Raw genomic sequence first — 25,656 nt, 5'->3', positions numbered from 1 at the left:
ATGATTTTTGTTCGACTTCCAGGCGCTTCCATGCATCCCATCTTGCCCGCCTCGTCTGCGTCCATCTCCCCCCTTTTTGCACCACGCCGCATGCGCATCGCGGCGATGCTGCTGCTCTCGGCCTGTGCCCTGCCCGCCTTTGCGCAGACCACTCCACTGCCCGCCGCCATCCCGCCCCTGTCATCGCCCGTGGTCATTGCTGACGACATTCCGGTAGGCGTGCCCGCAGCGGTAGCGCGCGAACATCGGCTGGTGTCCAAGGACGGCAAACGCCGCTACGAAATCAAGATCGCGGCACCATCCGGCATGGCACCCGACAAAGGTTTTCCGGTGCTGTTCATCCTGGATGGACGCACGGCACTGGGCGCATTGAATGGTGCCTATCTTGAAGGCGCGCCACCGGCAAAAATCGCGACTGTCTTCATCGACTACGAAGCCGACCAGCCGAATTCAGGCGGCTTCCGCGCCTGGGACTACCTGCCCGGCCCACGCCCCGGCAACGCCCCGCAACCTGGTGAAGAACAAGGCGGCGGTGCAGACGATTTCCTGGTATTTCTCGATAACGAGGTCATTCCGCTGGTGAAACGCGAGATCCCCGTCGACACCTCGCGCCTGGGCCTGTACGGCCATTCATACAGCGGCCTGTTTGTATTGCACGCACTGTTCACCCGGTCCGACATGTTCCAGACCTACATTGCCACCAGCCCATCGCTGTGGTGGCAGAACCGTGCGGTGTCTGAAGAAGCCAAGGAGTATTTCCAGAGACAGGCAGTTCCCGGTGGGCGAAAGCTGTTCGTACTGGTAGGCGGCAAGGAACGCCGCCAACCGCGCCCGGGCACCCCGCAACCGCTGTCGCCAGATATGCCGGATGCGCAGTTCTTCTCGGAACAGCTGATGCGCCAAAGCAGCTTCAGCACGCGCTTTCGCCTGATCCCCGACAAGAACCACAGCGAGATGCTGCCCGCGTCGATCGGGCCGGCGATTCATTTCATGAATTGATCGCCAAAGACCGGAATTGCAGGTCAGCAATTTAGTTAATTTTGAACATCAAGCCCGACCACTGGTTTGGGCTTGATGGTGGTGCCTCCGAAAGCGTAATTGGAGACCGCCCCACGCCAGTCCCAACACCGCGGCTAACAGCGACGCCAGCAACACCCCCAGCTTGGCGGCATTCAGCAGGTTCACGCTGTCGAAGGCCAGCGATGCGATGAAGATCGACATCGTGAAACCGATACCCGCCAGCAGCCCGATCAACATCACGCCTGGCCAGGTCACACCAGCAGGAAGGCTGCACCAGCCTAAGCGCACTACCAGCCAGCTCGTGGCGATCACCCCCAGCGGTTTGCCCAGCACCAATGCAATCAACACGCCAAACATGACGCCTTGCGCGCCGTCGGCGGCAAGGTCAACACCATTCAACGTGACACCAGCATTGGCCAGCGCAAACAGGGGCATGACCCCGTATGCCACCCAGGGATGCAAGGCCATCTGCAGGCGCGTGACGGGCGGCAACATGTCGCGTTGTGCTTGGCGTAGCTGTTTGAGAGGCAACGCCATTGCGACGGGATCAGGGCTGGCTGTCTTGGACTGGGTGCCGATGGCGTCGATGGCGTGTGTTGCCGTGTCCAGCGGTAGCGCATGGGAACGACGGGACAATACCGGGGTCATCAGGCCAAGCACCACGCCAGCCAGCGTTGGGTGCACACCTGTTTTCAGCAACCCTGCCCAAAGAATCGCGCCGGGCACCACATACATCCAAGCCAGGCCAATGCCGATCGCACGCATCGCCATGACCATCAACACGCCAAGTGCGGCAATCAGCAGGCCGCTGTAGTCCAGCCCGCCTGAATAGAAGACGGCGATGATCAACACCGCGACGATGTCATCGATGATGGCCAGCGCCAGCAGAAACACGCGCACGGAACCCGAAATTGATTTGCCGAGCAAGGCGAGTACGCCCAGCGCAAAGGCGATGTCAGTGGCCGTTGGCACTGCCCAGCCTTGCCGTTGCAATACATCGCCGTTCAAGGCCAGGTAGATCAGGGCCGGCACTATGACGCCGCCTGCCGCTGCGGCAAGTGGCAATGCCGCCAGACGAATGCTGGATAGCGAACCGGCGTGCACCTCGCGCCGTATCTCCATGCCGACGGCCAAGAAAAAGACAGTCATCAAGGCATCGTTGACCCAGAAATGCAGAGTCTGGGACACGACGTGGCTACCCAGGCCGATGGACAACGAGGTATGCCAAAGCGCGTGATAACTGGCGGCAGCTGGGGAATTTGCCCACAGCAGCGCAATGGCCGCAGCGAGCAGCAATACGATGCCGCTGACGGCCTCGATATGCAGAAAGTGGGAAACCGCAGTGAAGGTGCGTTCAGCAATAAGCTGCGCGCGCGGCAAGGTCTGCCGGGAGACGGGGCGTGTCATGGTCGTAGAGGCTCCGCGTGGCGGCCCGACCGACGCTTGAACCTGCGCCACTGCACCTTGCAGCGGCAACACCCAGCTGGCATTTTACGGCCAACGTACTTGAATTTCCATCAAAACCGGTTCTTCGCGCACCGAATCTGAAATGCAAACGGCACCCATTGCGGGTGCCGTTCAGGCGTTCACTTTCTGATAATCCGTTGCCAGGGTCAACTATTGACGGTCACCCCAGCAATCGACTTCAGGCAGTCAAACGATCCAGCGCTTCGCGATACTTCGCAGCCGTTCCAGCAATCACCTCGGCCGGCAGGCGCGGGGCGGGGGCGGTCTTGCCCCAGGGCTGCGTTTCCAGCCAGTCGCGCACGAACTGCTTGTCGAAGGATGCGGGGCTGGTGCCTTCTTTGTACGTGTCGGCGGGCCAGAAACGCGAGGAATCGGGCGTCAGCACTTCGTCCATCAGGTACAGCGTGCCGGCCTCATCCAGGCCGAATTCGAACTTGGTGTCGGCGATGATGATGCCGCGGCTGGCGGCGTATTCCGAGGCTTCGCGGTAGATCTGCAAGGTAATAGAACGGATCTTCTCGGCCATCTCTTGACCGACTTCGGCTATCACGTGGTCGAAGCTGACGTTTTCGTCGTGGTCGCCCATTTCGGCCTTGGCAGCCGGGGTGAAGATCGGCTCGGGCAGCTTCTGGGCTTGCTTCAGACCGGCAGGCAAGGCGATGCCGCAGACGCTGCCGGTAGCTTGGTAGTCTTTCCAGCCGGAACCGATCAGGTAGCCGCGTGCAACGGCTTCGACCATGATCGGCTTCAAGCGCTTGACCACGACGGCGCGGCCTTCGACTTGTTCACGCTCTTCAGCGGTGACCACGTCTTCGGCTTTCACGTCGGTTTCGTGGGTCGGGATGATGTGCGACAGGCGCTTCAACCAGAAGTTGGTCAGCGAGTTCAACACTTCACCCTTGCCGGGGATCGGGTCATCAAGGATCACGTCGAAGGCCGACAGGCGATCGGAGGTCACGATCAGCAGCTTGTCGTCGCCGACGGCGTACATGTCGCGCACCTTGCCGCGCGACAGCAGCGGCAACGAGGTGATGGACGATTGATAAAGCGGTGCGGACATGGCGGGAATCCACGAGGAAGAAATAGAAACGCCGGGGCGATGGCCACGGCGCGGAAATCTGGATAGTGCAGTGCGCGATGCAAGTCCACGCAGGACCGCTAGGTTACTGCAAATCGCGCCGACGCTCGGCGCGACTGGCTCATAGCGCGCTATGTGTGTCGCGTGAAAGCCGCTGCGGATGCCTTCAGTCAGCAACGGCACAGCGTGGGGCACTGCCCCTCACTGCCGAAGATCTGTTCAATCCATCAAGCAGATGGGTGACGCTGGGCCGCGTTAAGGCGTCGAACCCAATGCCAAGTCATTTTCAACGCGTTTGAACCAAGGTGACCGGGCGTATCGAAACGCAACCCCAAGCAACCCTGCGGGAGTACTCAGCCACTGCCTTCGTATACTCGGCCGGCCCGCCGCTGCAGCTATCCGCCCACCCCTGCCGTCAGCATGACGGCAGTCCGACCAGGACGTTTCATGCCAAGCACGCCCACCACAAAGCAGTACCGCAACGCCTCATGGCGACCGCTCGCCACCATCGGCGTGCTGTCTGTCGCGGTTGCGCTCGCTGCCTGCACCAAAGACCCGAAGATTGCCGCTGCCGAAGCGGTGGCCGATGGCACCGCGCTCAAACAGGTAAAGGCCCTGGTCGATGGTCGGGCGCAGTGTGCACGGGTGATGTACGGCTGGGAGCCGTTTGATCTGACAGGCCCTGAAGACCTTGAACTGCCCAGCATGCGTGCGCTGATGGATGCTGGCCTTATCGAGCGCACCCCCAATCAGCCTGCTGGCGAGCGCCCTACCTACCGCAGCACCGCCACACCCGAGGTCCAGGCGCAGGTTCGCAAACGTCCCTTGAACCAGGAACAGCAGACGCTGGACCTTTGCTACGGCAAGCGCCAGGTGACCCGCGTGTGGGTGGATGAGAAGTGGTCAGCCCACGGCTCCATTCCGTATGTGCAATATGCCTACCGGATCGTCGAACCACCCAAGTGGGCAACGCCCCACATGCGCCAGACCTTCCCGTTCCTGGAACGGGCATTGACCAGCGAGCTGGTGGCGCAGGACATGCTGCCAGTCAAGGACGGCAAGGTGGAGATGAGCCTGCCGATGGAGAACGTGCAGTTTGACGACGACATGATCGAGGTCTTTTCCATCTGCCCGGACGGTGTAGCCAACCCTGGCGAACGTTGCCAGCGTGTCGAGGAACAACGACTGAAATGGAAGCAGGAGCGGGAGAAGGAAGAGAAAGAACAGGCATCGCCAGCGCAACAGACGGCCCCTGCTTCTTGATTGCGATGTGGGGACGGCACACGTCGTAGTGTCCCCAAAACAAGCTTCTCCACCCCCATAGGCAAAAAGGGCTTCGCACACGGCGAAGCCCTTCTTTCTTCAGGCGTTCCGCAGAACGCCGTCAGCACAGCTCAATCAGGCGATCGAAGCCTGGTAGATGCCTTCGATGCTCTTGTCCAGTGCAGCGTTGAACTCAGCGTCGGTCTGCTGGAAGCTAAGGCCTTCGGTCAGCGCGCGGCTGAACGAGGCGATCACGCCCTTGTTGCGGGCCAGACGGGCATTGGCTTCGTCACGGACGTAGCCGCCCGACAGTGCCACCACGCGCACGACGCGCGGGTGATCGACCAGTTCCTGGAAGAAGCCGTCGACTTCCGGCAGGGTCAGCTTGAGCATGACCTTGACGTCACCGGTCAGTGCATCCAGACGCTTGATGAAGCCAGCCTTCAGGATTTCTTCGGCTTCCTTCTTGTCGACGGCCTTGATGTTCACTTCCGGTTCGATGATCGGCACCAGACCGGCTGCGAAGATTTGCTGGCCGACTTCGAACTGCTGATCCAGCACGGCATCGATGCCCTTCTGGTTGGCCGAGTTGATGACCGAGCGCATCTTGGTGCCGAAGATGCCCTTGGACACGGCACGTGCCAGCAGTGCGTCCAGGCCGCCGATCGGCTTCATCAGTTGCACGCCGTCGGCTTCGTCAGCCAGGCCCTTGTCGATCTTCAGGAACGGGACGACTTGCTTGGTGTTCCACAGGTAGGTGGCGGCGTCCTGGCCTTCGAACTGACGGTCCATGGTCATTTCGAACAGGATCGCGCCCAGCACGCGCTTGCCGTTGAACGCCGGGCTGGCGACGATGCGGTTACGCATGGCGTGGACTTGGTCGAACATTTCAGCGTCGTTCGAATAGGCCGACTCTTCGACGCCGTACAGCTTCAGCGCCTTGGGGGTGCTGCCGCCGGACTGGTCCAGTGCTGCGATAAAGCCTTGGCCTTCGGTGACCTTGCTCAGTTGTTCCTGGTTCATGAATAACTCCTGATTAGAATTGGTATCGAGGCGAATAAGCGGTCGGCGGCTTCCCGCTGGCCTACCCTTGCACCTCGCGCCGACGCGACCGCGCGCCGGCGTGTTGATCGATGTCGCTCAGCTCGCGGCCAGGGTTTCGCCCAGGCGCACGATCTTCAAGGTATTGGTGCCGCCCGGCGAACCCAGGGGTTCACCGATGGTGAACACCACCAGATCACCCACGCGGGCAATGCCACGCGCCAGCAACAGGGCTTCGGCCGCTGCCAGCGCATCTTCACGATTGCTGGCTTCGTCCATGTGCAACGTGCGCACATTGCGATACAGCGCAGCCTTGCGGCGCGTGCCGATACGCGGGGTTAGTGCGTAGATGGGCGTGGCCGTGTCGTGACGGCTCATCCACAGTGCAGTCGCGCCCGAATCGGTCAGTGCGCAGATAGCGGCGCATTGCAGATGGTGTGCGGTGAACAAGGCCGCGTACGCAATCGACTGGTCGATACGTTCGAAAGTCGCATCCAGGAAGTCCTTTTCCAGCTCGAAACTGTGCGACTTTTCTGCTTCCAGGCAGATGGCCGACATGGTTTCGACGGTGGACACCGGGTAACGACCGGACGCGGTTTCGGCCGACAGCATGACGGCGTCGGTGCCATCGAGCACGGCGTTGGCCACGTCGGACACTTCTGCACGGGTGGGCACGGCGTTGACGATCATCGACTCCATCATCTGGGTCGCGGTGATCACCGTCTTGTTGCGCGCACGGGCCAGGCGGATCATGCGCTTTTGCAGCGCGGGCACGGCTGCCACGCCCACTTCCACCGCCAGGTCGCCACGGGCGACCATGATGCCGTCGCTGGCGTCCAGAATTTCTTCCAGCGCGGGAATCGCTTCGGCGCGTTCGATCTTGGCGATCATCTGCGGACGCTGGCCGGTGGCGGCACCGGCGATGGACGCCAGTTGACGCGCCATTTCCATGTCGGTGCGGTTCTTCGGGAAGCTGATGGCAACGTAGTCGGCACCCAGCTGCATGGCCGTCTTGATGTCGTCCATGTCCTTGGCGGTCAAGGCCGGGGCGGTCAGTCCGCCACCCATGCGATTGATGCCCTTGTTGTTGGACAGCTCACCACCCACCACCACTTCGGTGTGGATCTCGGTGCCCGCCACGCGCAACACGATCAGGCGGATCAGGCCGTCGTTCAGCAGCAGCGTGTCGCCTGCGCGCACGTCGCGCGGCAGGTTCGGGTAGTCCAGGCCGACACGCTCGTCGTCGCCCAGTTCGCAGGCGGCGTCGAGAATGAAACGCTGGCCGGCGTTCAGGTTGGTGCGGCCTTCGGCAAACTTGCCGACCCGGATCTTCGGGCCTTGCAGGTCGGCCATGATCGCGACTTCGCGCCCGGCCGCTTCAGCTACTTCACGCACCAATGCGGCACGTGCAATGTGGTCGGCGGCGGTGCCGTGCGAGAAGTTCAGGCGCACGACATCCACGCCCGCAGCAATCATCTGCGTAAGGATTTCGCGTGAGCTGGATGCCGGACCGATGGTGGCGACGATCTTGGTGGCGCGGAAGGAACCTGCGCGGTCAGCAATCTTGGCGCTCATGCTGCACGCTCTTGCAGGATTGCCACGGCCGGCAAGGTACGCCCTTCCAGGAATTCCAGGAATGCACCGCCACCGGTCGAGATGTAGCCTACGTCGTCAGCAATGCCGTACTTGGCAATCGCTGCCAAGGTGTCGCCGCCACCTGCAATCGAGAAAGCTTGCGACGCAGCAATGGCGCGCGCCAGGGCTTCGGTACCTTGCGAGAAGGCGTCGAATTCGAACACGCCCACCGGGCCGTTCCAGACGATGGTGCCGGCGTCTTTCAGAATGCCGGCCAGCGTGGCGGCGGTCTGCGGACCGATGTCCAGGATCAGGTCGTCTTCTTCCACATCGGCCACCGCCACGGTGCGCGCAGGCGCGTCAGCGGCGAATTTCTTGGCGACCACGACATCGGTCGGGATCGGCACGGCCGCGCCGCGCGCACGCAGCTTGGCAATGATGGCGCGGGCGTCTTCGACCAGGTCGGGTTCAGCCAGCGACTTGCCGATGGGGTGGCCTTCGGCAAGCAGGAAAGTATTGGCAATGCCGCCGCCGACGATCAGTTGATCGACCTTGTCGGCCAGCGAATTCAGAATGGTCAGCTTGGTAGACACTTTCGAGCCAGCCACAATCGCCACCAGCGGACGCTGCGGCGCTTGCAGGGCACGGCCCAGCGCGTCCAGTTCAGCCGCCAACAGCGGGCCGGCCGCAGCCACGGGCGCGAAACGCGCAATACCGTGGGTGGTGGCTTCGGCGCGGTGTGCGGTACCGAAAGCGTCGTTCACATAGACATCGCACAGTGCCGCCAGCTTGCGCGACAAGGCTTCGTCGTCTTTCTTTTCACCCTTGTTAACGCGGCAGTTCTCAAGCAGAACCACTTCGCCCGGCTTCACGTCCACGCCATCGACCCAGTCGGCGACCAGACGTACCGGTTGGCCCAGCACTTCCGCCAGGCGCTCGCCCACGGGCTTGAGCGAATCCTTGGGGGTCAGCGTGCCCTCGGTCGGGCGGCCCAGATGGGACGTGACCATGACGGCTGCACCTGCATCCAACGCCATCCGAATACCCGGCACCGACGCGCGAATACGCGTGTCTTCAGTGATGCGGCCTTCGTCGTCCTGCGGCACGTTGAGATCGGCGCGGATGAACACACGCTTGCCTGCGAGTTGGCCGTTAGCGGCGAGATGATCGAGGGTCAGGACTGCTGGCATGGGAATCCGGTAAAGAAATCGTAGGGGAAAAGAACAGAAGGAGATTCCACACCAGAACGCACTGGCGCGAAAACTCCTTCCATATCCAGCAACAACGCTTACTTGGCAGCCATCAGGGCCGTGGTCGTGTCGAGCAGGCGATTGCTGAAGCCCCACTCGTTGTCGTACCAGCTGGACACCTTCACCAGGTTGCCCGTGACCTTGGTCAACGTGGCGTCGAAGCTGCTGGAGGCCGGGTTGTGGTTGAAGTCGGACGACACCAGCGGGGCGGTGTTGTACTCCAACACGCCCTTCAGTGCGCCGTCTGCGGCTTCCTTCAGGATCGCGTTGACTTCTTCAACGGTGGTTTCGCGGCCAGCGGTGAAGGTCAGGTCAACCAGCGACACGTTGATGGTCGGAACGCGGATGGCATAGCCGTCCAGCTTGCCGTTCAGCTCCGGCAACACCAGGCCCACCGCAGCGGCAGCACCGGTCTTGGTCGGGATCATGTTGTGCGGTGCCGAACGGGCGCGACGCAGGTCTTCGTGATAGACGTCGGTCAGCACTTGGTCGTTGGTGTAGGCGTGCACGGTGGTCATCAGGCCGGCAACCAGACCCAGCTTGGCGTGCAGCGGCTGAACCAGCGGAGCCAGGCAGTTGGTGGTGCACGACGCGTTGGAGATCACGGTGTCCGTGGCCTTCAACACCTGGTGATTCACACCGTAGACGATGGTGGCGTCGACATCCTTGCCGCCCGGGGCCGAGATGATGACTTTCTTGGCGCCGCCCTTGATGTGGGCGCTGGCCTTTTCCTTGGTGGTGAAGAAGCCGGTGCACTCCAGCACCACGTCCACGTTCAGCTCGCCCCAGGGCAATTCAGCCGGGTTGCGGTTGGCCAGCACGCGGATCTTGTCGCCGTTGACGACCATGAATTCGCCGTCGACCGACACGGTGCCGGGGAAGCGGCCGTGGGCGGTATCGTACTGGGTCAGGTGGGCGTTGGTGTTCGGATCACCCAGGTCGTTGATCGCAACGATCTCGATGTCATGCTTCTTGCCGCCTTCGTAATGCGCACGCAGTACGTTACGGCCAATACGGCCGTAGCCATTGATCGCGACACGGATAGTCATGGTGATGGTTCCTTGTTAGCTTGAGAGAAATGACATCGGCCGACCTGAGCGGGGCCAGCCGCGTGCCCAAGGCAACGCGGCGGCCTGCCTGCCTCAGTTCGCCAGGATTGCTTTGACTTCCGCGACCGCGTGTTCTGCGGTGATGCCGAAGTGCTTGAACAACACGCCCGCCGGGGCCGATTCGCCAAAGCGATCCAGACCGATGACCGCGCCTTCCAGGCCCACATACTTGCGCCAGAAGTCGGTTACGCCGGCTTCGATGGCCAGACGCGGCAAGCCCTTGGGCAAGACCGAGGCGCGCCAGGCGGCATCCTGCTTGTCGAAGGTGTCAGTGCTGGGCATGGACACCACGCGCACGGCAATGCCTTCGGCCTTCAGTTGTTCCTGTGCAGCCAGTGCCAGCGCCACTTCCGAGCCGGTGGCCAGGATGACGGCGCGCGCGCCTTCGGCGTCACGCAGCACGTAACCGCCACGGGCAATGGCCGCCACGGTGGCTTCGTCGCGTTGGACGAAGGGCAGGTTCTGACGCGACAGCAGCAGTGCCGTCGGGCCGCCGTCGTGCACATCCATGCCGATGCTGGCCGGACGCGATACGGCAGCCGCCCAGGCAACCGCGGTTTCCGTCGTATCGCACGGACGCCACATCGACAGGTTCGGGATGATGCGCAGGCTGGTGGCGTGCTCGACCGACTGGTGGGTCGGGCCGTCTTCGCCCAGGCCGATGGAGTCGTGGGTGAACACGTAGACCACGCGCTGCTTCATCAACGCGGCCATGCGCAGTGCATTGCGCGAGTAGTCGGCGAAAGTCAGGAAGGTGCCGCCGAAGGGCAGGTAGCCGCCATGCAGCGCCACGCCGTTCATGATCGCGCTCATGCCGAACTCGCGCACACCGTAGTTGATGTGACGGCCCAGACCGATGCGCGTAGCTGCACGTGCTTGTTCAGCAACTTCCAGCTTTTCGCCTTCGGCGTCATTCGAGGGGGTGCCGACGTTTGCACGCACGGCAACAGCACCCTTCCAGTCGGTGAAGTTCGAACCGGTCAGGTCGGCCGAGCCGCCCAGCATTTCCGGCAACGTTTCCACCAGCGACGTGATCGCGGCTTGCGACGCCTTGCGGGTGGCAATGGTTTCTTGCTTGGCAGCGGTGTCGGCGATCAGCTTTTCAGCGGTCTGCGCGAAGTCTGCCGGCAGCTTGCCTTCCATGCGACGCGTGAATTCAGCGGCTTGTTCGGGGAACGCAGCGGTGTACGCGGCGAAGCGCTTTTCCCAGGCTGCTTGCTGTTCCGCACCACGTGCCTTGGCGTCCCAGAAGGCGTAGATGTCGGCCGGGACTTCGAACGGGGCGTGCGACCAGCCGATGGCTTCGCGCGTGGCAGCAATTTCCTTGTCGCCCAGCGGTGCGCCGTGGACCTTGTCGGTGCCCGCCACGTTGGGCGCGCCCAGACCGATCACGGTGCGGCAGACGATCAGGGTCGGGCCGCCGTGGGCGTCAGCGTTTGCCTTGGCCTGCACGATGGCTTGGTCGACCGCCTTCACATCGTGGCCGTCGACGCCAGCGATCACATTCCAGCCGTAGGCGCGGAAGCGGTCAGCGGTGTTGTCGGCGAACCAGTGCTTGACGTCGCCATCGATGGAGATGCCGTTGTCGTCATACAGCACGACCAGCTTGGACAGCTTCAGCGTGCCGGCCAGCGAGCAGACTTCGTGCGAAATGCCTTCCATCAGACAGCCATCACCCACGAATGCGTAGGTGTAGTGGTCAACGATGTCATGGCCGGGCTTGTTGAATTCCGCGCCCATCAGCGCTTCGGCGAGCGCCATGCCAACGGCGTTGGACAGGCCCTGGCCCAGCGGACCGGTGGTGGTTTCCACGCCAGCGGTGATGCCCACTTCCGGGTGACCGGGGGTACGCGAGTGCAGCTGGCGGAAGTTGCGCAGCTCATCCATCGGCAGGTCGTAGCCGGTGAGGTGCAGCAGTGCGTAGATCAGCATCGAGCCGTGGCCGTTCGACAGCACGAAGCGGTCGCGGTCTGCCCAGGCCGGATCGGCCGGGTTGTGGCGCAAGTGGCCATGCCACAGGGCTTGGGCGATCTCCGCCATGCCCATCGGTGCGCCCGGATGACCGGAGTTGGCCTTCTGGACAGCGTCCATGGCCAAGGCGCGGATGGCGTTCGAGGGGGAAGAGATAAGACGCTGGACAGCGCTCGAAGTGGCAGTCGAAAGGCTCATAACGGCTCGGGGGAGTTTGGCGAAGCCTGGTTGCCTTCGACAAATCCGCCCTGACGCCGGGAGCCTGTCGGCCGACCCTGCGATAGTTCGGACCCACCGGGGAGGGCCAAGCCTGCGAAGCTCATGATTTTAGCATCCGGTCGGACTGGCGTCCGTTACAAGAGGCGGAAGGCCTTCAACAGCCCGCCGCCCCTGGGACAACCCTTGCCTGGCCCGCTTCTTAGAACAGATGCGTGATGGTTGCAGCCGGGAAATAACTGACCAGCGCCAGCACTGCCAAGGCCACCGCGTAGAACGGCACCAGTTCCCGCACCACCTTGCCGATCCCCACCGAGGCGACAGAACTGGTGATGAACAACGTGGTGCCAACTGGTGGCGTGTACAGCCCGATCGCCAGGTTGACCACCATGATGACGCCCAGCTGGATCGGGTCCATGCCGATGGAAATCGCCAAGGGCAACAGAATCGGCGCCAGCAGCAGGATTGCCGCCGACAGGTCGATCACCATGCCAAGCGCCAACATCAGCAGGTTCATCGCCAGGATGATCATGCCGGGCGTGGTCACATAGGTGTGCATCCATGCCACGACGCGTTCCGGCAGCTGCTCGTAGGTGAAGATCCAGCCCAGCACGCTGGACGCCATGATCAGCAGCAAGACCACACCGGTGGCGGTGCCCGCTTCCGTGATGGATTCCACCAGCCGCTTCCAGGTCAGGTCACGGTAAATCAGCCACGAGAACATCAGCGCCAGGAAAGCCGCCAGCACGCTGACTTCCGTGGGAGTGGCAATGCCGAAGCGCAACAAGACCAGAATGCAGATCGGCAAAATGATGGCCGGCAGCGCAAAGATCAGCTGGCGCAGGAACACTTTCCACACGAAGGGCTGAGTGTCACGCGGGAAGCCGCGCATCCGGCCGCTCACGTAGCACACGCCCATGAACCCCACGCACAGCAGCAAGCCTGGCAACACACCCGCCACGAACAAGGCGGCGATGGACGCATTCGCCGTCAGGGCGTACAGAATGAACGGGATCGACGGCGGGATCAGGATGTCGATGGTGGCGGCCGAGGCCAGCGTGGCCGCCGAAAATGCCGCCGGGTAACCCAGCCGTTTCTGCCACGGGATCAGCAGCGGCCCCAGCGCCGCCGCATCGGCCACGGCGGAACCGCTCAGTCCACCGAACAGCGTGGACGACATCACACTTACCTGCCCTGGCCCGCCGTGCACGCGGCCCAGCAAGCTGGTCAACATGCCCAGCAGATGCTGGCCCAGCGCACCGTGCAGCATCACACTGCCGGTCAGGATGAAGAACGGGATGGCCAGCAAGGGGAAGCTGCTGGCCTGGGTCACCATCTGTTCGAGCACGATGGAAGTCGAGCCCACGTCGTAGCGCTCCAGCGCTACCAGCGACCCCACGATCAGCGCATGGGCGAGCGGAATGCCGACCAAGCCAGTCAGCATGAATACCGAAAAGGCGAGCAGGCTCATGCGGTGCTCCGAGTATCAAGGGGATTCATGCGAAAGGAATGCATGTGAGGGACAGACATGTGAAAGATCCTCATGCCGCCTCCACATGCGCAACCGGCTCAGCCGCGCGGCTGACGCCGAGCACATGACGCAACCAGCCGAAGATTTCCTCGACCACCAGCAACACCACTCCACCCACCACACAGCCATAGGTCCAGGCGCTCGACGCCCCCAGAATGGCCGTGTGTTCATCGGCCACGATGGGCAGGATTTCCAGGCCGGCGGCGGTCAGGCGGCCGTAGACGTAGATCACCACCACGGCGCGCAGCGTGACTGCTGCGGTCATCCAGCGCCCATGCAGGCGCTGGGTGATGAACATGATCGACAGGTGCGTGCCGCGACTGGCGGCCAGCACCACACCGGCCATGACCAACCACGGGAACAGCAGCTCAGGCAGCTCGGATGCCCAGGTCAGCATGTTGCCGACCCCGGCATAACGCGCGAACACCGAGGCCAGCAACACGAAGAACATGCCGGCCACTGCCAGGACCATGATCACAGTACACAGCGTGCGAATGGCCTGGTCGGTGCGGTCAATGGACCTCAACAGCGAAGCGGCTTGCATGGTGCCCCCTTAGCGCGCAGCGATTGCCGAGGCTTCGATCTGCTTGACCATCGGGGCGATACCGCCATTGCGCCACTTCTCGACCACCGGCGCGGTTGCCGCACGCAGGCCGGCCGGGTCCACCTTGTTGATCTGCACGCCTGCCGCCCGGATATCGGCTTCGGCCTTGACCTCGGACTCACGCATCATCTTGCGCTGTATGGCCACGGCTTCCTTGGCTGCGGTGGACAGCGCCTGGCGCTGCGGCTCGGTCAGCTTGGTCCACGCGGTCTTGGACATGATGAGCGGGTTGGTTTCGTACTTGTGGCCAGTCAGGGACAGGAATTTCTGCACCTCATACAGCTTGCTGGCTGCGATGTTCACCAAGGGGTTTTCCTGACCATCGACCACCCCTTGCTGCAGGGCTATGTACAGCTCGGAGAACTTGATCTGCTGCGTCTCGGCACCCAAGCCCTGGAAAATGTCGACGGTGACCGGGTCGGCCGGTGTGCGCACCTTCATGCCCTTCAGGTCGGCAGCGGCATTGACCGGACGCTTGTTGTTCGACACGTGGCGAATGCCGTTGTCCATCAGGCCCAGCAGGATCAAACCCTTGGCGTCGAAGCGCGACTTCAGAATGTCGAAGACCTTCGGATCGTCAATCACCTTCCACGCATGTTCCGGCGAGTCGAACAGGAAAGGCATGCCGATGGCGTTGATCTCGGGCACCACGGACGACACCTGGCCCTGGGAGTTGGCCGACATTTGAATCGAGCCGGTGCGATTGCCGGTAAGCAGTGCCTGGTCATCGCCCAACTGCGCACTGCCGGCCACTTGAATCTGGATTTCGTTGTTGGTCAGTTCGGCCACGCGTTTGGCGAAGGCGACGCTGGCAAGGTGGCGGGGATTGTCCAGTGCGGCACCATGGCCAAGGGTGAGCTTGGTCTGGGCACTGGCCGAGGTGGCTGCGCACAGCGCGAGCGTGACGATGCCTGCGAGTTGGGTGAATCGCTTCATGTCTATCTCCTGTTGGTGGCCTGAGGCCACTCGATACTTCTTGTGATGGAAACCGGCCCGGTGTCGGCCCGGGGCCGGCCGTCGTGCAAAAACGCGTCTTACGATGAAACGGAGGCGTCAGAACCAGCCTTCACAGCCAGCTCTTGATCGATGCCGACATGCTGGTAGTGGAAATGCCATAGCGATCATGCAGCGTTGGCAGCGCACCCGCATCCAGGAAAGCATCGGGTAGCGCAATCTGGCGGAACGGCACATGCACGCTTTCACGCATCAACACACCGGCCACTGCCTCGCCCAGCCCACCCACGATGGAATGGTTCTCGGCCACCACCACCAGACGCCCGCTGCGCCGGGCTTCGCGAAGAATCGTTTCGGTATCCAGCGGCTTGATGGTCGGCACGTGCAGCACCGCGACATCCACCGCGTCTTTGCGCAGTGCCTCGGCGGTTTCCAGTGCCCGCATGGTCATCAGGCCCGAGGAAATCAGCAGTACGTCGCGCCCATCGCGCAGCAATGCGGCCTTGCCCAGCTGGAAGCGATAGTTCTCGTGCTCGTGCAGCACCAGCGGCACGTTGCCACGCAGCAGGCGCATGTAGACAGGCCCCTGGTGATCCGCAATCGCGGGCACGGCCTGCTCGATGTCCAGCGCATCACACGGATCGACCACGGTCAGATTCGGCATGGCGCGGAAGATCGCCAGATCATCGGTTGCCTGGTGGCTGGGACCGTAGCCGGTGGTCAGGCCCGGCAAGGCGCAGACGATCTTCACGTTCAGGTTTTCTTCCGCAATCGCCATGCAGATGAAGTCGTAGGCACGCCGCGACGCGAACACCGCATAGGTCGTGGCAAAGGGCACAAAGCCTTCACGCGCAAGGCCAGCCGCCGCCCCCATCAGCAGTTGTTCGGCCATGCCCATCTGATAGAAACGGTCCGGGAAGGCATTGGCGAAAATGTGCAGATCGGTGTACTTGGACAAGTCTGCCGACAGGCCCACGATGCCGGGCCGCTGCTCGGCCAGCGCAACCAGCGCATGACCGAACGGTGCAGGCTTCGTGGCCTGCCCTTCGCTGGCAATCGACGCGATCATCGCCGAGGTGGTCAGGCGTTTTTTGGGCGCTTCAGCCGTGCTGGTGCCCTGCGGCGTATCGAGTTTTGCTGCCTGATTCATGCGGGCCTCCGTGCGTCGAGTTCATCCAGTGCCAGATCCCATTCACCCGCATCCACGCGAATGAAGTGGGTCTTGTCGCGCGCTTCCAGGAAGGACACGCCCTTGGCCATCTTGGTGTCGCAGATGATCACGCGCGGCTGCGGCAATGGGTGCGCCCGTGCCGCGTCGAAGGCAGCCACCAGCGCGTCGATGTCATTGCCATCCACACGCTGCGTGAACCAGCCGAACGCCGACCATTTGTCGTGCAGCGGTTCGAAGTTCAGCATCTGGGTGGACGGGCCGTCAGCCTGTTGATTGTTCACATCGACAATCGCAATCAGGTTGTTCAGCTTCCAGTGACTGGCCGACATCACGGCTTCCCAGGTCGATCCCTCATTCAACTCGCCATCGGACAACAGGTTGTAGACAAAGGAAGACGAAGCCTTGCGCTTCAAGCCCAGGCACATGCCAACGGCGATGCTCAGCCCCTGGCCCAGCGATCCACCGGTGATTTCCATGCCCGGGGTGTAGGCGGCCATGCCCGACATCGGCAGGCGGCTGTCGTCACCGCCATAGGTGTCGAGTTCATCTTCGGGAATCACACCGGCTTCGATCAGCGCGGCATACAGCGCGATTGCGTAATGGCCGATCGACAGCAGGAAACGGTCGCGTGGTGCCCAGTGCGGGTCGGTCGGCCGGTAGTGCATGGCGTGGAAGTAGGACACGGCCAGCAAATCTGCCGCCCCCAGTGCCTGGGCGATGTAGCCCTGCCCTTGCACTGCCCCCATGCGCAAGGCATGGCGGCGGATATTGTGTGCGCGCCCGGCCAGTTCATCCCGACTTGCTTCGCCAGGACGTCGTTCAAGCGTTTGCGTGGTTGTCGCTTGCGTAGTCATCTACGTGTCCTTAATGAATGAGCATGCCGCCGTTGACATCCAGCGTCACACCCGTCAGGTAGCTCGACAGGTCGCTGGCCAGGAACAGGCAGACATTGGCCACATCTTGGGCGTCGCCCAGGCGATTGAGCGGAATGCCTTTCAGAATGTCGACTTTCATGGCATCGGTGAGTTTCCCTGCAGTGATGTCGGTCTGGATCAGGCCGGGAGTAACGGCGTTCACACGGACGTTGTCGGGGCCGAATTCACGCGCCATCGCGCGCGCCAGGCCCAGCACGCCGGCTTTGGCGGCGCTGTAATGCGGCCCGCCGAAGATGCCGCCGCCCCGCTGCGCCGACACCGACGACATGCAGACAATGCTGCCGCGCCGTTGCGCACGCATGACCGGCAGCACAGCCTGGGACATGTACAGCGTGCCGCGCAGGTTCACGTCCAGCACGGCTTCGTAATTGGCGGGCGAGATATCAAGCGTCTTGATCGGCTGGGTGATGCCGGCGTTGTTGATGAGGATGTCGATCTGCCCGAATTGTTCTTGCACCTTGGCCACCGCATCGACGCAGGCTTGCCGGTCGGTCACATCGGCCCGCAGGCCAAGATGGCCTTGACCCAGATCAGCGGCGGCGGCCTGCGCCTGTGCCTCGTCCAGGTCCAGCACGACGATGCGCGCCCCTTGTGCAACAAAGGCTTTTGCGGTTGCCCGGCCGATGCCACGCAATGACGCAGCCCCCGTCACGATTGCCACCTTTCCGTCTAGTAACATCGCCTCGATCTCCTGATTAAGTGTTGTTGTGAGAAGGAGCGTAGAGAGAACCGCGGCGCAGCATAAAGACGGTTTTCCTCAACCCGACATGAAATTTCTGGGGGTCACGTGCGTATTCCACCCATCAAGTCGATCATCGCGTTCGAAAGCGTGGGTCGTACCGGCAGCATCACGCGAGCAGCCGATGAGCTGGGCATCAGTCCATCGGCGATCAGCCACCAGATCACCAATCTGGAAACCCTGATCGGCCGACCGCTATTCACCCGCGAAGGGCGTGGCCTGGTACTTACCCCAGCGGGCCAGCAATATTTCGGTGAGATATCCCAGTTGCTGGTGCAGCTTGGCCGGGCCACCGACCACGCCAGCGGTGCACGCGCGCCGGAAGTCATCCGCATCCATTCCAGCCCGAGCTTCGGCCTGCTGTGGCTGCTGCCGCGCATCCGTGCGCTGCAAGCAGAACAGCAAGGCTTCAAGATCAGGCTGTCGTGTTCGTATGAACCGGTATCGTTTTCAGGCGGGGCGTATGACGTCGATATCCGTCATGGTCATGGCATCTGGCCGGGGGTGGACGTGCGCACCATTGGCGGTGAAACCCTCACGCCGATGGCCAGCCGTGAATTCATTGCCGCCCACGGTCTGCGGCAACCATCCGACTTGCTGCGGGTGCCGCTGATATTTTCGGAAAGCCCACTGGTGCAATGGCCGCAGTGGTTTTCCAACGTGGGCGTGTCGCAGCGCGACCTGGGCTACGAACTGTTCTTCGACCGTTCCTACATGGCGCTGGAAGCCGCGCAGCAAGGCCTGGGCGTCTGTCTGGAAAGCACCTTGCTGGCCGCCAGCTACCTGGCCGACGGCAGGCTGCAGCCGGTGTTCGATGCGAGCCATGCCGTGCCGGTCAGCGCCCACCACGTGGTGTTCCCGGCAGCGGGTGCCGAGCGCGTGGTGCCCGTCGTAAACTGGATACTCGATGCCACCCGCACACCGTCGCAATCTGTGTGATGGGTGATGTGATCTTCAATACCGGATGCTGGATATTCTGATGTCCGATTTCTGAGGTCGGGCTTTTGATGCCGGATTTCCTGGCGTGGATGTCCGATACTGGATTTCAATCTGCTTCGTCCTGCGCTTCACCTCTCCCCTGCCTCTTCATTACCGTCTGACCACCATGTCCCTGCCGCGCTTCCACGTTGACCTGCCACTTGCTCCGGGTGCCGAGTTGTTCCTGCCCGATGCCGTGGCCCATCACGCCGGGCGCGCACTGCGCCTGCGCGACGGTGACAGCGTGGTGCTGTTCGACGGCCGTGGCGGTGAATACCCCGCCATCCTCAGCTTCGAGGGCAAACATGCGGTCGTGAAACTGGCCGAGCATGATCCGCGCGAAGCCGAACTCGCTGGCCGTATCTCACTGGTGCAAGGCATTGCATCGGGCGACAAGATGGACTGGATCATCGAGAAGGCAGTGGAAACTGGCGTGCATGCGGTAGTACCGATTGCCGCCGAACGCAGCGTGTTGAAGCTGACGGGTGATCGGCTGGAAAAGCGTCTGGCGCACTGGCGACGCATTGCACAGGCGGCCTGTGAACAATGCGGGCGTAACCGCGTGCCCGAGGTCTTTGCGCCGATGACCTTGGCCCAATGGCTGACCAGCGATGTGGGGCACGGCGGCGCAAAGGTGGATGACCAGGTGATACGCCTGTTGTGCCACCCCGGTGCCGAGCAAGCCCTGACCGCGCGCCTGCAGGCGCAAGCCGATCTGCAAGACCTGGTCTTGGTGGTCGGACCGGAAGGCGGTTGGTCAGACGAAGAGTTGAAGCGCGCCAAGGCCGGCGGCGTCGAAGCGGTGTCCTTCGGCCCGCGTGTACTGCGCTCGGAAACTGCCGGCACCGCGATGATTGCCGCCAGTAGTGCAGCGTTGGGGTGGTTGTAAAGGCTGCTCGCCCCTACCCGTGCCGCGTCTCGACAGGCGGCCGGCGATATTTCCAGCTGCCGATTGCCAGACACACGGCATAGACCCAGAACAGCGGCCCCACGCCGATGGCGCTGCCCAACAGGCCGAACAACAGCGGCAGCGACACCTGTGAACAGTTCACACAGGCCAGTCTCAAACCGGCCGCCTCGGCTTGCCGCCCGGGCGGCGTGGCCTGGTAGATCATCGCCATGACGCCGGGCTGGCTGGCACCCAGTGCCAGGCCTAGCAGGAAGGACATGCCCATCAGCACATAGCCGCCCGTGAACAGCGGGTAGGCCAGAAAGTTGAACACGGTCAGCAGCATGGCCGCGCGGGTCAAGGTCCAGGGGTGAACGTGGTTGTGCAGGAATGGCACCACCAGTCGGATGGCAAAGGTACCGGCTGCGAACGAGGACAGGATCGCGCCGATGCGGGTGGCGCTCAGGCCGATCTCGTTGCCGAAGATCGGTACCGCAAACATGTGGGTGTCCCACGCACCGGTCAGAATGATGGTGACCGCCAACAGTTGTCGCAGCGATGGCACCATCAGCAGGTCGGCAATGCGGTGTCTTGCAGCCGGGGCGCTGACTCGTGGCGGCGCGACAGTCTTCAGGGCGCGCTGGCCGCGATGCAGCATCCAGATTGCACCCAAGGGTGGCAGAGCCAGCAAGAGGAAGGCTTGCGAGAACCCAGCGTGATCGATCATCAGACCGGCAAGCGCGGGGCCGCACGCGGCAGCAGATGACTGCGACAAGGCCGACCACGAGTAATTGCGCAGACGGTCTGTCGGGTCACCACGACCCAGCACGCTTTGTGAGGCAACCTGCTGCAACATGCCGCCCAGACCCATCATGCTGGCTGTCGCCAACAGCGCCCACGGCCCGGACAGTACCCCCGACACCAACATGCCCAGACACAGCAACCCGGAACCCAGAAGCAGCGGCCGGTACGCGCCGATGCGATCGATCCAGCGCCCAGAGGGCACGGCCAGCAACAGGGGCAAGAAAGAGAAAACCGCCAGCAACAGACCCACCGTCAAGGTGGAAAACTGCTGATTCAGTGCCGTCAAGGACACTGTCACCCGGCTACCGCTCAGGGCAATGCTGTTTGCCGAACCCAGGACACATAACTTCATCGCATCGGCCCGGCTTAGGCCGGCCTGCGGGTCTGGCAAGGGGGACATCTGGGTTCAGGGGTTGGCGTGCAGCAGTGGGACGTCAACTCTATCAGCCTCGGCCGATGCCAACCAAGCGAATACGCGCATGTAGCAATATCGCCATACCACCATGCGGACAACGGTATTTACAGGCAATACCTGCGTGGGGTGACATCCATGAGCGACATCCATGTGGGCACCCCAGCCGCCCACAGAACCCGCACGCCAGATCACGCGCTGGGGGTCGGCTCGGCTGGCGTCGCCTCGTCGTGCGCGGGCTCCAGGATGAAGCTCAGTGCACGCTTGTTTTCACGGGCGTATTCGATCGCATCGCGGAACACATCGCCGATGGCGGGCACATGTTCGGCCAGCACCGGATCGTTCACGTGCAGGTCGCGCAGCACCACCACCATGCCGTGTTTCTGTTCCATCAGCACATCGGTCAGGCTGTCGTACAAGGCGTCCAGGTTGTTGCCGAAATGCTCGGGGAAATCCAGCGCCTTGGCAATCGCGCGCAATACCGCCGATTTGCTTTTGGCGCGCGCGCAGTCGATGTCGAAGAAGCCGAGCTTCAAGTCGCGCGCGGTGGCGGCCAGGGTGGCCGTGGGGATACCCGGCTCTTGCAGCGCGGTGCCCGATTCGAACTGCTCGTGCAGGCTTGGAGAAACGGATGTCATGGCTTACTCCCGGATTCGACGGAAGGTTGAGTAATGGTCGGCGGTGTACCAGTACTCACCGCTCGTGGCCACATTGCGGCCAGGCCCTTGGCCTCCGACAATGCGACGTGCGCCGCGATTGCGGGCACCCGGCGTAGGCACGGTGTACTCACGATAATAGCCGCGCGCCTGTGAGGGCAAGCGCCCCTCGCGATTGCCGAATACGGTGCCGTCCTTGGTGTATGGAAACGGGCCGTCCTGCTTGATGAGCGCAAGCGTCTGCTGGGCTTCGCGCGGCAGTTCTGAAAAAGCGATGTCGCTCTTGATGGCCGCGGCGTCGCGCGCAGATGCCGGCACGGCGCAGGCGGCCAGAACCAGCATCAACACCAGGGTGCGCCACCAGCGCTGGAACAGGGAATGCATCGAAAACTCCGGATCGAAGGTCGCTTTGAGCGTATCTGCAAACCCCGGGCCGATCAACAGCCGGCCAGGGCAAAAACGCAATCGTCATGCACGCGGAAACATCTTCGACATCGATGCTGTCCACTCGGCAAATTTCTGGCTTCATCACGCTGAAAAATGACGAAAAAAAACCGCGCCTTGCATGTCATCTCGAAAGATTGTCATGCAAGGCGCGGTGTCCGCCACCCAGGTTTGCACCCAGGCGCGAGGTCCATCCGGATAGTACCGGGCACATGTCCCGGCACGCTCCCTTTTACTTATTTGACGTTGGCGTCCATCACCGTCAGTGCGGTCATGTTGATGATCCGACGCACGGTCGCGCTGGCGGTCAACACGTTGACTGCTGCGTTGGCACCCAGCAGGATCGGGCCAATGGCCACGCCGCCGCCGGCCGTCGTCTTCAGCAGGTTGTACGAGATGTTGGCCGATTCGATGGTCGGGCAGACCAGCAGATTGGCTTCGCCCTTCAGCGTGGTGTTCGGCATGATGGTGTGACGCAGCGATTCGCTCAGTGCGCAGTCGCCATGCATTTCACCGTCAACTTCCAGCCACGGCGCGGTTTCGCGCAGGATGGCCAGCGCCTCGCGTTGCTTGAGCGCCGACGGTGCATCGCTGGTGCCGAAGTTGGAATGCGACAGCAGCGCAGCCTTGGGCTCGACGCCCAAACGCTTCATTTCCTCAGCCGCCATGATGGTGATCTCGGCGATCTGTGCGGCAGTCGGGTTCTCGTTCACGTGCGTGTCGACCAAGACCACAGTGCGGTTGGCCAGCACCAGGAAGTTCATCGCGGCGTAGACGCTTGCGCCCGGACGACGACCGATCACCTGGTCGATGAACTTCACGTGCTTGTGATAGAAGCCCACGGTGCCGCAGATCATGCCGTCGGCATCACCCAGATCGACCATCATCGCACCGATCAGGGTCAGGCGACGACGCATTTCGATCTTGGCGTATTCGGCGGTCACACCATGACGCGCCGACTTGTTCCAGTACGTGGTCCAGTAGGTTTTGAAGCGCTCGTCGTGTTCAGGATTGGTGACTTCGATGTCGACACCCAGGCGCAGGCGCAGACCGAATTTCTCGATGCGCTTTTCCAGCACGGCCGGACGACCGACCAGAATGGGCTTGGCCAGGCCTTCGTCGACGATGACTTGCACCGCGCGCAGCACGCGTTCGTCTTCGCCTTCGGCAAACACGATGCGCGACTTGCCGCCCTCGCGCACGATGCGCTTGGCCGACGAGAACAGCGGACGCATGAACGCGCCCGAGTGATACACGAACTGTTCCAGCTGTTCGATGTAGGCGTCCATGTCTTCGATCGGACGCGTGGCAACGCCGCACTCCATCGCAGCCTTGGCCACGGCGGGAGCGATGCGCACGATCAGACGCGGATCGAAGGGCTTCGGAATCAGGTATTCGGGGCCGAAGGCCAGGTCCGAAATGCCATAGGCCGCCGCCACCACTTCGCTCTGTTCTTTCTGAGCGAGTTCGGTGATGGCGTGCACCACGGCGATTTCCATCTCACGCGTGATGGTGGTCGCGCCCACATCCAGCGCGCCGCGGAAGATGTAAGGGAAACAGAGGACGTTGTTGACCTGGTTCGGGTAGTCGGAACGGCCGGTGGCCATCACGATGTCGCTGCGCACGGCGTGGGCAACTTCCGGCAGGATTTCCGGCGTGGGATTGGCCAGCGCCAGAATCAGCGGACGCGGGCCCATGCGTTCGACCATGTCGGCCTTCAGCACGCCGCCTGCGGACAGGCCCAGGAAGGCATCGGCACCATCGATCACCTGACCGAGCGTACGCAGTTCGGTCGGTTGGCAGAAACGCTCTTTGTCCGGGTCCATCAGTTCGACACGGCCGGTGTAGACCACACCTTCCAGGTCGGTCACCCAGATGTTTTCAATCGGCAGACCCAGGTCGACCAGCAGATCCAGGCAGGCCAGCGCAGCAGCGCCAGCACCCGACACCACCAGCTTGATCTCGGACAGGCTCTTGCCGACGACCTTCAGGCCGTTCAGGAAAGCAGCTGCCACGGTAATTGCCGTGCCGTGCTGGTCATCGTGGAAGACGGGGATCTTCATGCGCTTGCGCAATTCGCGCTCGACGATGAAGCATTCCGGGGCCTTGATGTCTTCCAGGTTGATGCCACCGAAGGTGGGCTCAAGCGCCGCGATCACCTCGACCAGCTTGTGCGGGTCGGTTTCGTCGATTTCGATGTCGAAGACATCAATGCCGGCGAACTTCTTGAACAGCACGGCCTTGCCTTCCATCACCGGCTTGGATGCCAGTGCGCCGATTGCGCCCAGACCCAGCACCGCGGTGCCGTTGCTGATCACACCGACCAGATTGCCACGGGCGGTGTAGCGGAACGCGTTGGCGGGATCGTCAACGATCTCTTCACACGCCGCAGCAACGCCGGGCGAATACGCCAGCGCCAGATCGCGCTGATTGGAAAGCTGCTTGGTTGGCGTGACCGAAATCTTGCCGGGACGACCTTGCTCGTGATATTCGAGCGCAGCCTTGCGCAGTTGAGGATCGAGGGGTTGAGCCATGGATTGGAACCTTGCCCGGCGGGCGCGTTGAGCGAGCCGCGAATTATCCCCCTGACAGCACGCTTATACAAATGGTGCCGGTAAACGCGTCTCAGGATCGAAACGGGACTTTACGTATGCGTCAATATGGCGCACAGCACCGGGTTCCATCTGTTGGTCCAGACCACGTACAGGGGTGCCACCCTGCGGTACTGAGACCTGGGTGGACGGTACATCTTCAGCATGCAGACGCAGGTGAATACGTTCGACCCAGGCCAGCGATCCACGGCTTCCCAGCAGGAGATGGGCGAGATTCGGGATGGGCGTCAGGCCCGCTGGCGTCAGCGGCAACAAGGCATCCAGCCGATAGTGCCCGGGCCAGCGTGGCTGGGCGCGCATGGCCGTTGCGGCAGGCGATGCGGCTGTCTCAAAAAGGCCCGATACCAGCGCGCGCAGGGCCTGGCTCAGTGGCCGGGTCGCGGCGTGGCCGAAGCTGCCCAGCTGTTCGCTGCCGCCATCTGCCAGCATGACATCGACGGCGTGCAGGTTCGATGCCGCGCATTCCCCAGGCAACCAGTGATCGGCCGTCAGCAGCCACTGCCCCAGGGTCTGGTTCGGGTTTGCACCGTTCAGGCCAGGCGCAAGCCAAGGACTTCCCGCCAGCGCATCGCGCAAGCTGCCGACCTGGCAACCAGCTTCCACACTGATCAGACCAAGCCGGCTATCGAACGCCCCCACCCCGTTCAGCCGACTGCTGTCCGCCCACAGCCACGACCTGGCGGCATCTACCGACAAGCCGGCATGCGCATCGGCCAGCACCACGCCCAGTTCGGCACACAAGGCACGGGCGTGATGGATATCGGCTGCGCGCGCGGCAATCAGGCGCGCCCGGTGCACGGTCTGGCCACCAGACGTTGCGCTTTCGTCTTCGACCTTGCCCGCCACCAGTCGCGACAGACGCTGGCAGAACTGTGCCCAGGGGTCGCGCTGCGCCCGACCGGGCAGGAAAAACGCACGACGCCCCGGCTCCATGTCG

At 62.6% G+C, this 25,656-nt stretch carries 22 protein-coding genes; 4 read left to right on the top strand and 18 right to left on the bottom strand.

The window, feature by feature from the left end; genetic code table 11:
* The first annotated feature begins 30 nt into the window (after positions 1 to 30).
* Complete coding sequence (locus FXN63_RS04880) at positions 31 to 999, top strand: alpha/beta hydrolase (protein ID WP_187395107.1); 969 nt, start codon at positions 31 to 33, stop codon at positions 997 to 999.
* 48 nt (positions 1,000 to 1,047) lie between these two features.
* Here the strand turns inward: FXN63_RS04880 and nhaA are convergent, their stop codons facing one another.
* Complete coding sequence (nhaA, locus tag FXN63_RS04875) at positions 1,048 to 2,427, bottom strand: Na+/H+ antiporter NhaA (protein ID WP_148813365.1); 1,380 nt, start codon at positions 2,425 to 2,427, stop codon at positions 1,048 to 1,050.
* A gap of 238 nt (positions 2,428 to 2,665) precedes the next feature.
* On the bottom strand, positions 2,666 to 3,547 hold the full coding sequence (locus FXN63_RS04870; RefSeq protein WP_148813363.1) for a phosphoribosylaminoimidazolesuccinocarboxamide synthase: 882 nt from the start codon (positions 3,545 to 3,547) through the stop codon (positions 2,666 to 2,668).
* A gap of 465 nt (positions 3,548 to 4,012) precedes the next feature.
* On the opposite strand from FXN63_RS04870, the gene FXN63_RS04865 reads away from it, so the two are divergent.
* Positions 4,013 to 4,828 carry a hypothetical protein gene (locus FXN63_RS04865; RefSeq protein WP_148813361.1) on the top strand — a complete coding sequence of 272 codons (816 nt, stop codon included), beginning with the start codon at positions 4,013 to 4,015 and terminating at the stop codon, positions 4,826 to 4,828.
* Positions 4,829 to 4,963: 135 nt separating this feature from the next.
* Here the strand turns inward: FXN63_RS04865 and FXN63_RS04860 are convergent, their stop codons facing one another.
* The 11 genes from FXN63_RS04860 to FXN63_RS04810 all read right to left on the bottom strand — a co-directional run bounded on the left by FXN63_RS04860 (position 4,964) and on the right by FXN63_RS04810 (position 17,864).
* On the bottom strand, positions 4,964 to 5,851 hold the full coding sequence (locus FXN63_RS04860) for a fructose bisphosphate aldolase (protein WP_148813359.1): 888 nt from the start codon (positions 5,849 to 5,851) through the stop codon (positions 4,964 to 4,966).
* Between the two features lie 117 nt (positions 5,852 to 5,968).
* Entirely contained in the window at positions 5,969 to 7,444 is a 1,476-nt protein-coding gene (gene pyk, locus FXN63_RS04855) for a pyruvate kinase (RefSeq protein ID WP_148813357.1), read from the bottom strand.
* Complete coding sequence (locus FXN63_RS04850; protein ID WP_148813354.1) at positions 7,441 to 8,634, bottom strand: phosphoglycerate kinase; 1,194 nt, start codon at positions 8,632 to 8,634, stop codon at positions 7,441 to 7,443. Before FXN63_RS04850 ends, pyk begins: the two co-directional genes overlap by 4 nt.
* A 98-nt stretch (positions 8,635 to 8,732) precedes the next feature.
* On the bottom strand, positions 8,733 to 9,743 hold the full coding sequence (gap, locus tag FXN63_RS04845; protein ID WP_148813352.1) for a type I glyceraldehyde-3-phosphate dehydrogenase: 1,011 nt from the start codon (positions 9,741 to 9,743) through the stop codon (positions 8,733 to 8,735).
* Positions 9,744 to 9,836: 93 nt separating this feature from the next.
* On the bottom strand, positions 9,837 to 11,972 hold the full coding sequence (tkt, locus tag FXN63_RS04840; protein ID WP_148813350.1) for a transketolase: 2,136 nt from the start codon (positions 11,970 to 11,972) through the stop codon (positions 9,837 to 9,839).
* Between the two features lie 220 nt (positions 11,973 to 12,192).
* Positions 12,193 to 13,461, bottom strand: a complete 1,269-nt coding sequence (locus FXN63_RS04835) for a TRAP transporter large permease (protein ID WP_148813348.1) — start codon at positions 13,459 to 13,461, stop codon at positions 12,193 to 12,195.
* A 70-nt stretch (positions 13,462 to 13,531) separates the two neighbouring features.
* Positions 13,532 to 14,065, bottom strand: a complete 534-nt coding sequence (locus FXN63_RS04830; RefSeq protein WP_148813346.1) for a TRAP transporter small permease — start codon at positions 14,063 to 14,065, stop codon at positions 13,532 to 13,534.
* Between the two features lie 9 nt (positions 14,066 to 14,074).
* Positions 14,075 to 15,061 carry a TRAP transporter substrate-binding protein gene (locus FXN63_RS04825; RefSeq protein ID WP_148813343.1) on the bottom strand — a complete coding sequence of 329 codons (987 nt, stop codon included), beginning with the start codon at positions 15,059 to 15,061 and terminating at the stop codon, positions 14,075 to 14,077.
* A gap of 130 nt (positions 15,062 to 15,191) precedes the next feature.
* Positions 15,192 to 16,229, bottom strand: coding sequence for a transketolase family protein (locus tag FXN63_RS04820; protein WP_148813341.1), 1,038 nt, complete (start codon positions 16,227 to 16,229; stop codon positions 15,192 to 15,194).
* Entirely contained in the window at positions 16,226 to 17,104 is an 879-nt protein-coding gene (locus FXN63_RS04815) for a transketolase (protein WP_148813339.1), read from the bottom strand. The genes FXN63_RS04820 and FXN63_RS04815 overlap by 4 nt, the downstream gene beginning before the upstream one ends.
* Before the next feature lie 10 nt (positions 17,105 to 17,114).
* On the bottom strand, positions 17,115 to 17,864 hold the full coding sequence (locus FXN63_RS04810) for an SDR family NAD(P)-dependent oxidoreductase (protein WP_148813338.1): 750 nt from the start codon (positions 17,862 to 17,864) through the stop codon (positions 17,115 to 17,117).
* Positions 17,865 to 17,972: 108 nt separating this feature from the next.
* Here FXN63_RS04810 and FXN63_RS04805 point away from each other — a divergent pair, with 108 nt between their 5' ends.
* Both FXN63_RS04805 and FXN63_RS04800 read left to right on the top strand, forming a co-directional pair.
* Positions 17,973 to 18,863 carry a LysR family transcriptional regulator gene (locus FXN63_RS04805; RefSeq protein ID WP_148813335.1) on the top strand — a complete coding sequence of 297 codons (891 nt, stop codon included), beginning with the start codon at positions 17,973 to 17,975 and terminating at the stop codon, positions 18,861 to 18,863.
* A gap of 166 nt (positions 18,864 to 19,029) precedes the next feature.
* Entirely contained in the window at positions 19,030 to 19,791 is a 762-nt protein-coding gene (locus FXN63_RS04800; RefSeq protein WP_148813333.1) for a 16S rRNA (uracil(1498)-N(3))-methyltransferase, read from the top strand.
* A 13-nt stretch (positions 19,792 to 19,804) separates the two neighbouring features.
* On the opposite strand, the gene FXN63_RS04795 is transcribed toward FXN63_RS04800, so the two are convergent.
* The 5 genes from FXN63_RS04795 to FXN63_RS04775 form a co-directional block, all read right to left on the bottom strand.
* The gene (locus FXN63_RS04795) at positions 19,805 to 20,995 is read right to left on the bottom strand and encodes an MFS transporter (protein WP_246165034.1); all 1,191 of its coding nucleotides are present in this window, start codon (positions 20,993 to 20,995) and stop codon (positions 19,805 to 19,807) included.
* A gap of 203 nt (positions 20,996 to 21,198) precedes the next feature.
* Complete coding sequence (locus FXN63_RS04790; RefSeq protein ID WP_148813331.1) at positions 21,199 to 21,645, bottom strand: barstar family protein; 447 nt, start codon at positions 21,643 to 21,645, stop codon at positions 21,199 to 21,201.
* Between the two features lie 3 nt (positions 21,646 to 21,648).
* Positions 21,649 to 22,047, bottom strand: coding sequence for a guanyl-specific ribonuclease (locus tag FXN63_RS04785; protein WP_222864004.1), 399 nt, complete (start codon positions 22,045 to 22,047; stop codon positions 21,649 to 21,651).
* A 296-nt stretch (positions 22,048 to 22,343) separates the two neighbouring features.
* Positions 22,344 to 24,641 (bottom strand): NADP-dependent malic enzyme, encoded by a 2,298-nt coding sequence (locus FXN63_RS04780; protein WP_148813328.1) that lies wholly within the window; start codon positions 24,639 to 24,641, stop codon positions 22,344 to 22,346.
* Positions 24,642 to 24,704: 63 nt separating this feature from the next.
* Positions 24,705 to 25,652 carry an FAD-dependent oxidoreductase gene (locus tag FXN63_RS04775; RefSeq protein WP_148813326.1) on the bottom strand — a complete coding sequence of 316 codons (948 nt, stop codon included), beginning with the start codon at positions 25,650 to 25,652 and terminating at the stop codon, positions 24,705 to 24,707.
* Between the last annotated feature and the right edge of the window lie 4 nt (positions 25,653 to 25,656).

Source organism: Pigmentiphaga aceris, from assembly GCF_008119665.1.
In the GTDB taxonomy this organism is placed as follows: Bacteria; Pseudomonadota; Gammaproteobacteria; order Burkholderiales; family Burkholderiaceae_B; genus Pigmentiphaga; species Pigmentiphaga aceris.
This window is presented reverse-complemented; position numbering and strand designations above follow the sequence as displayed.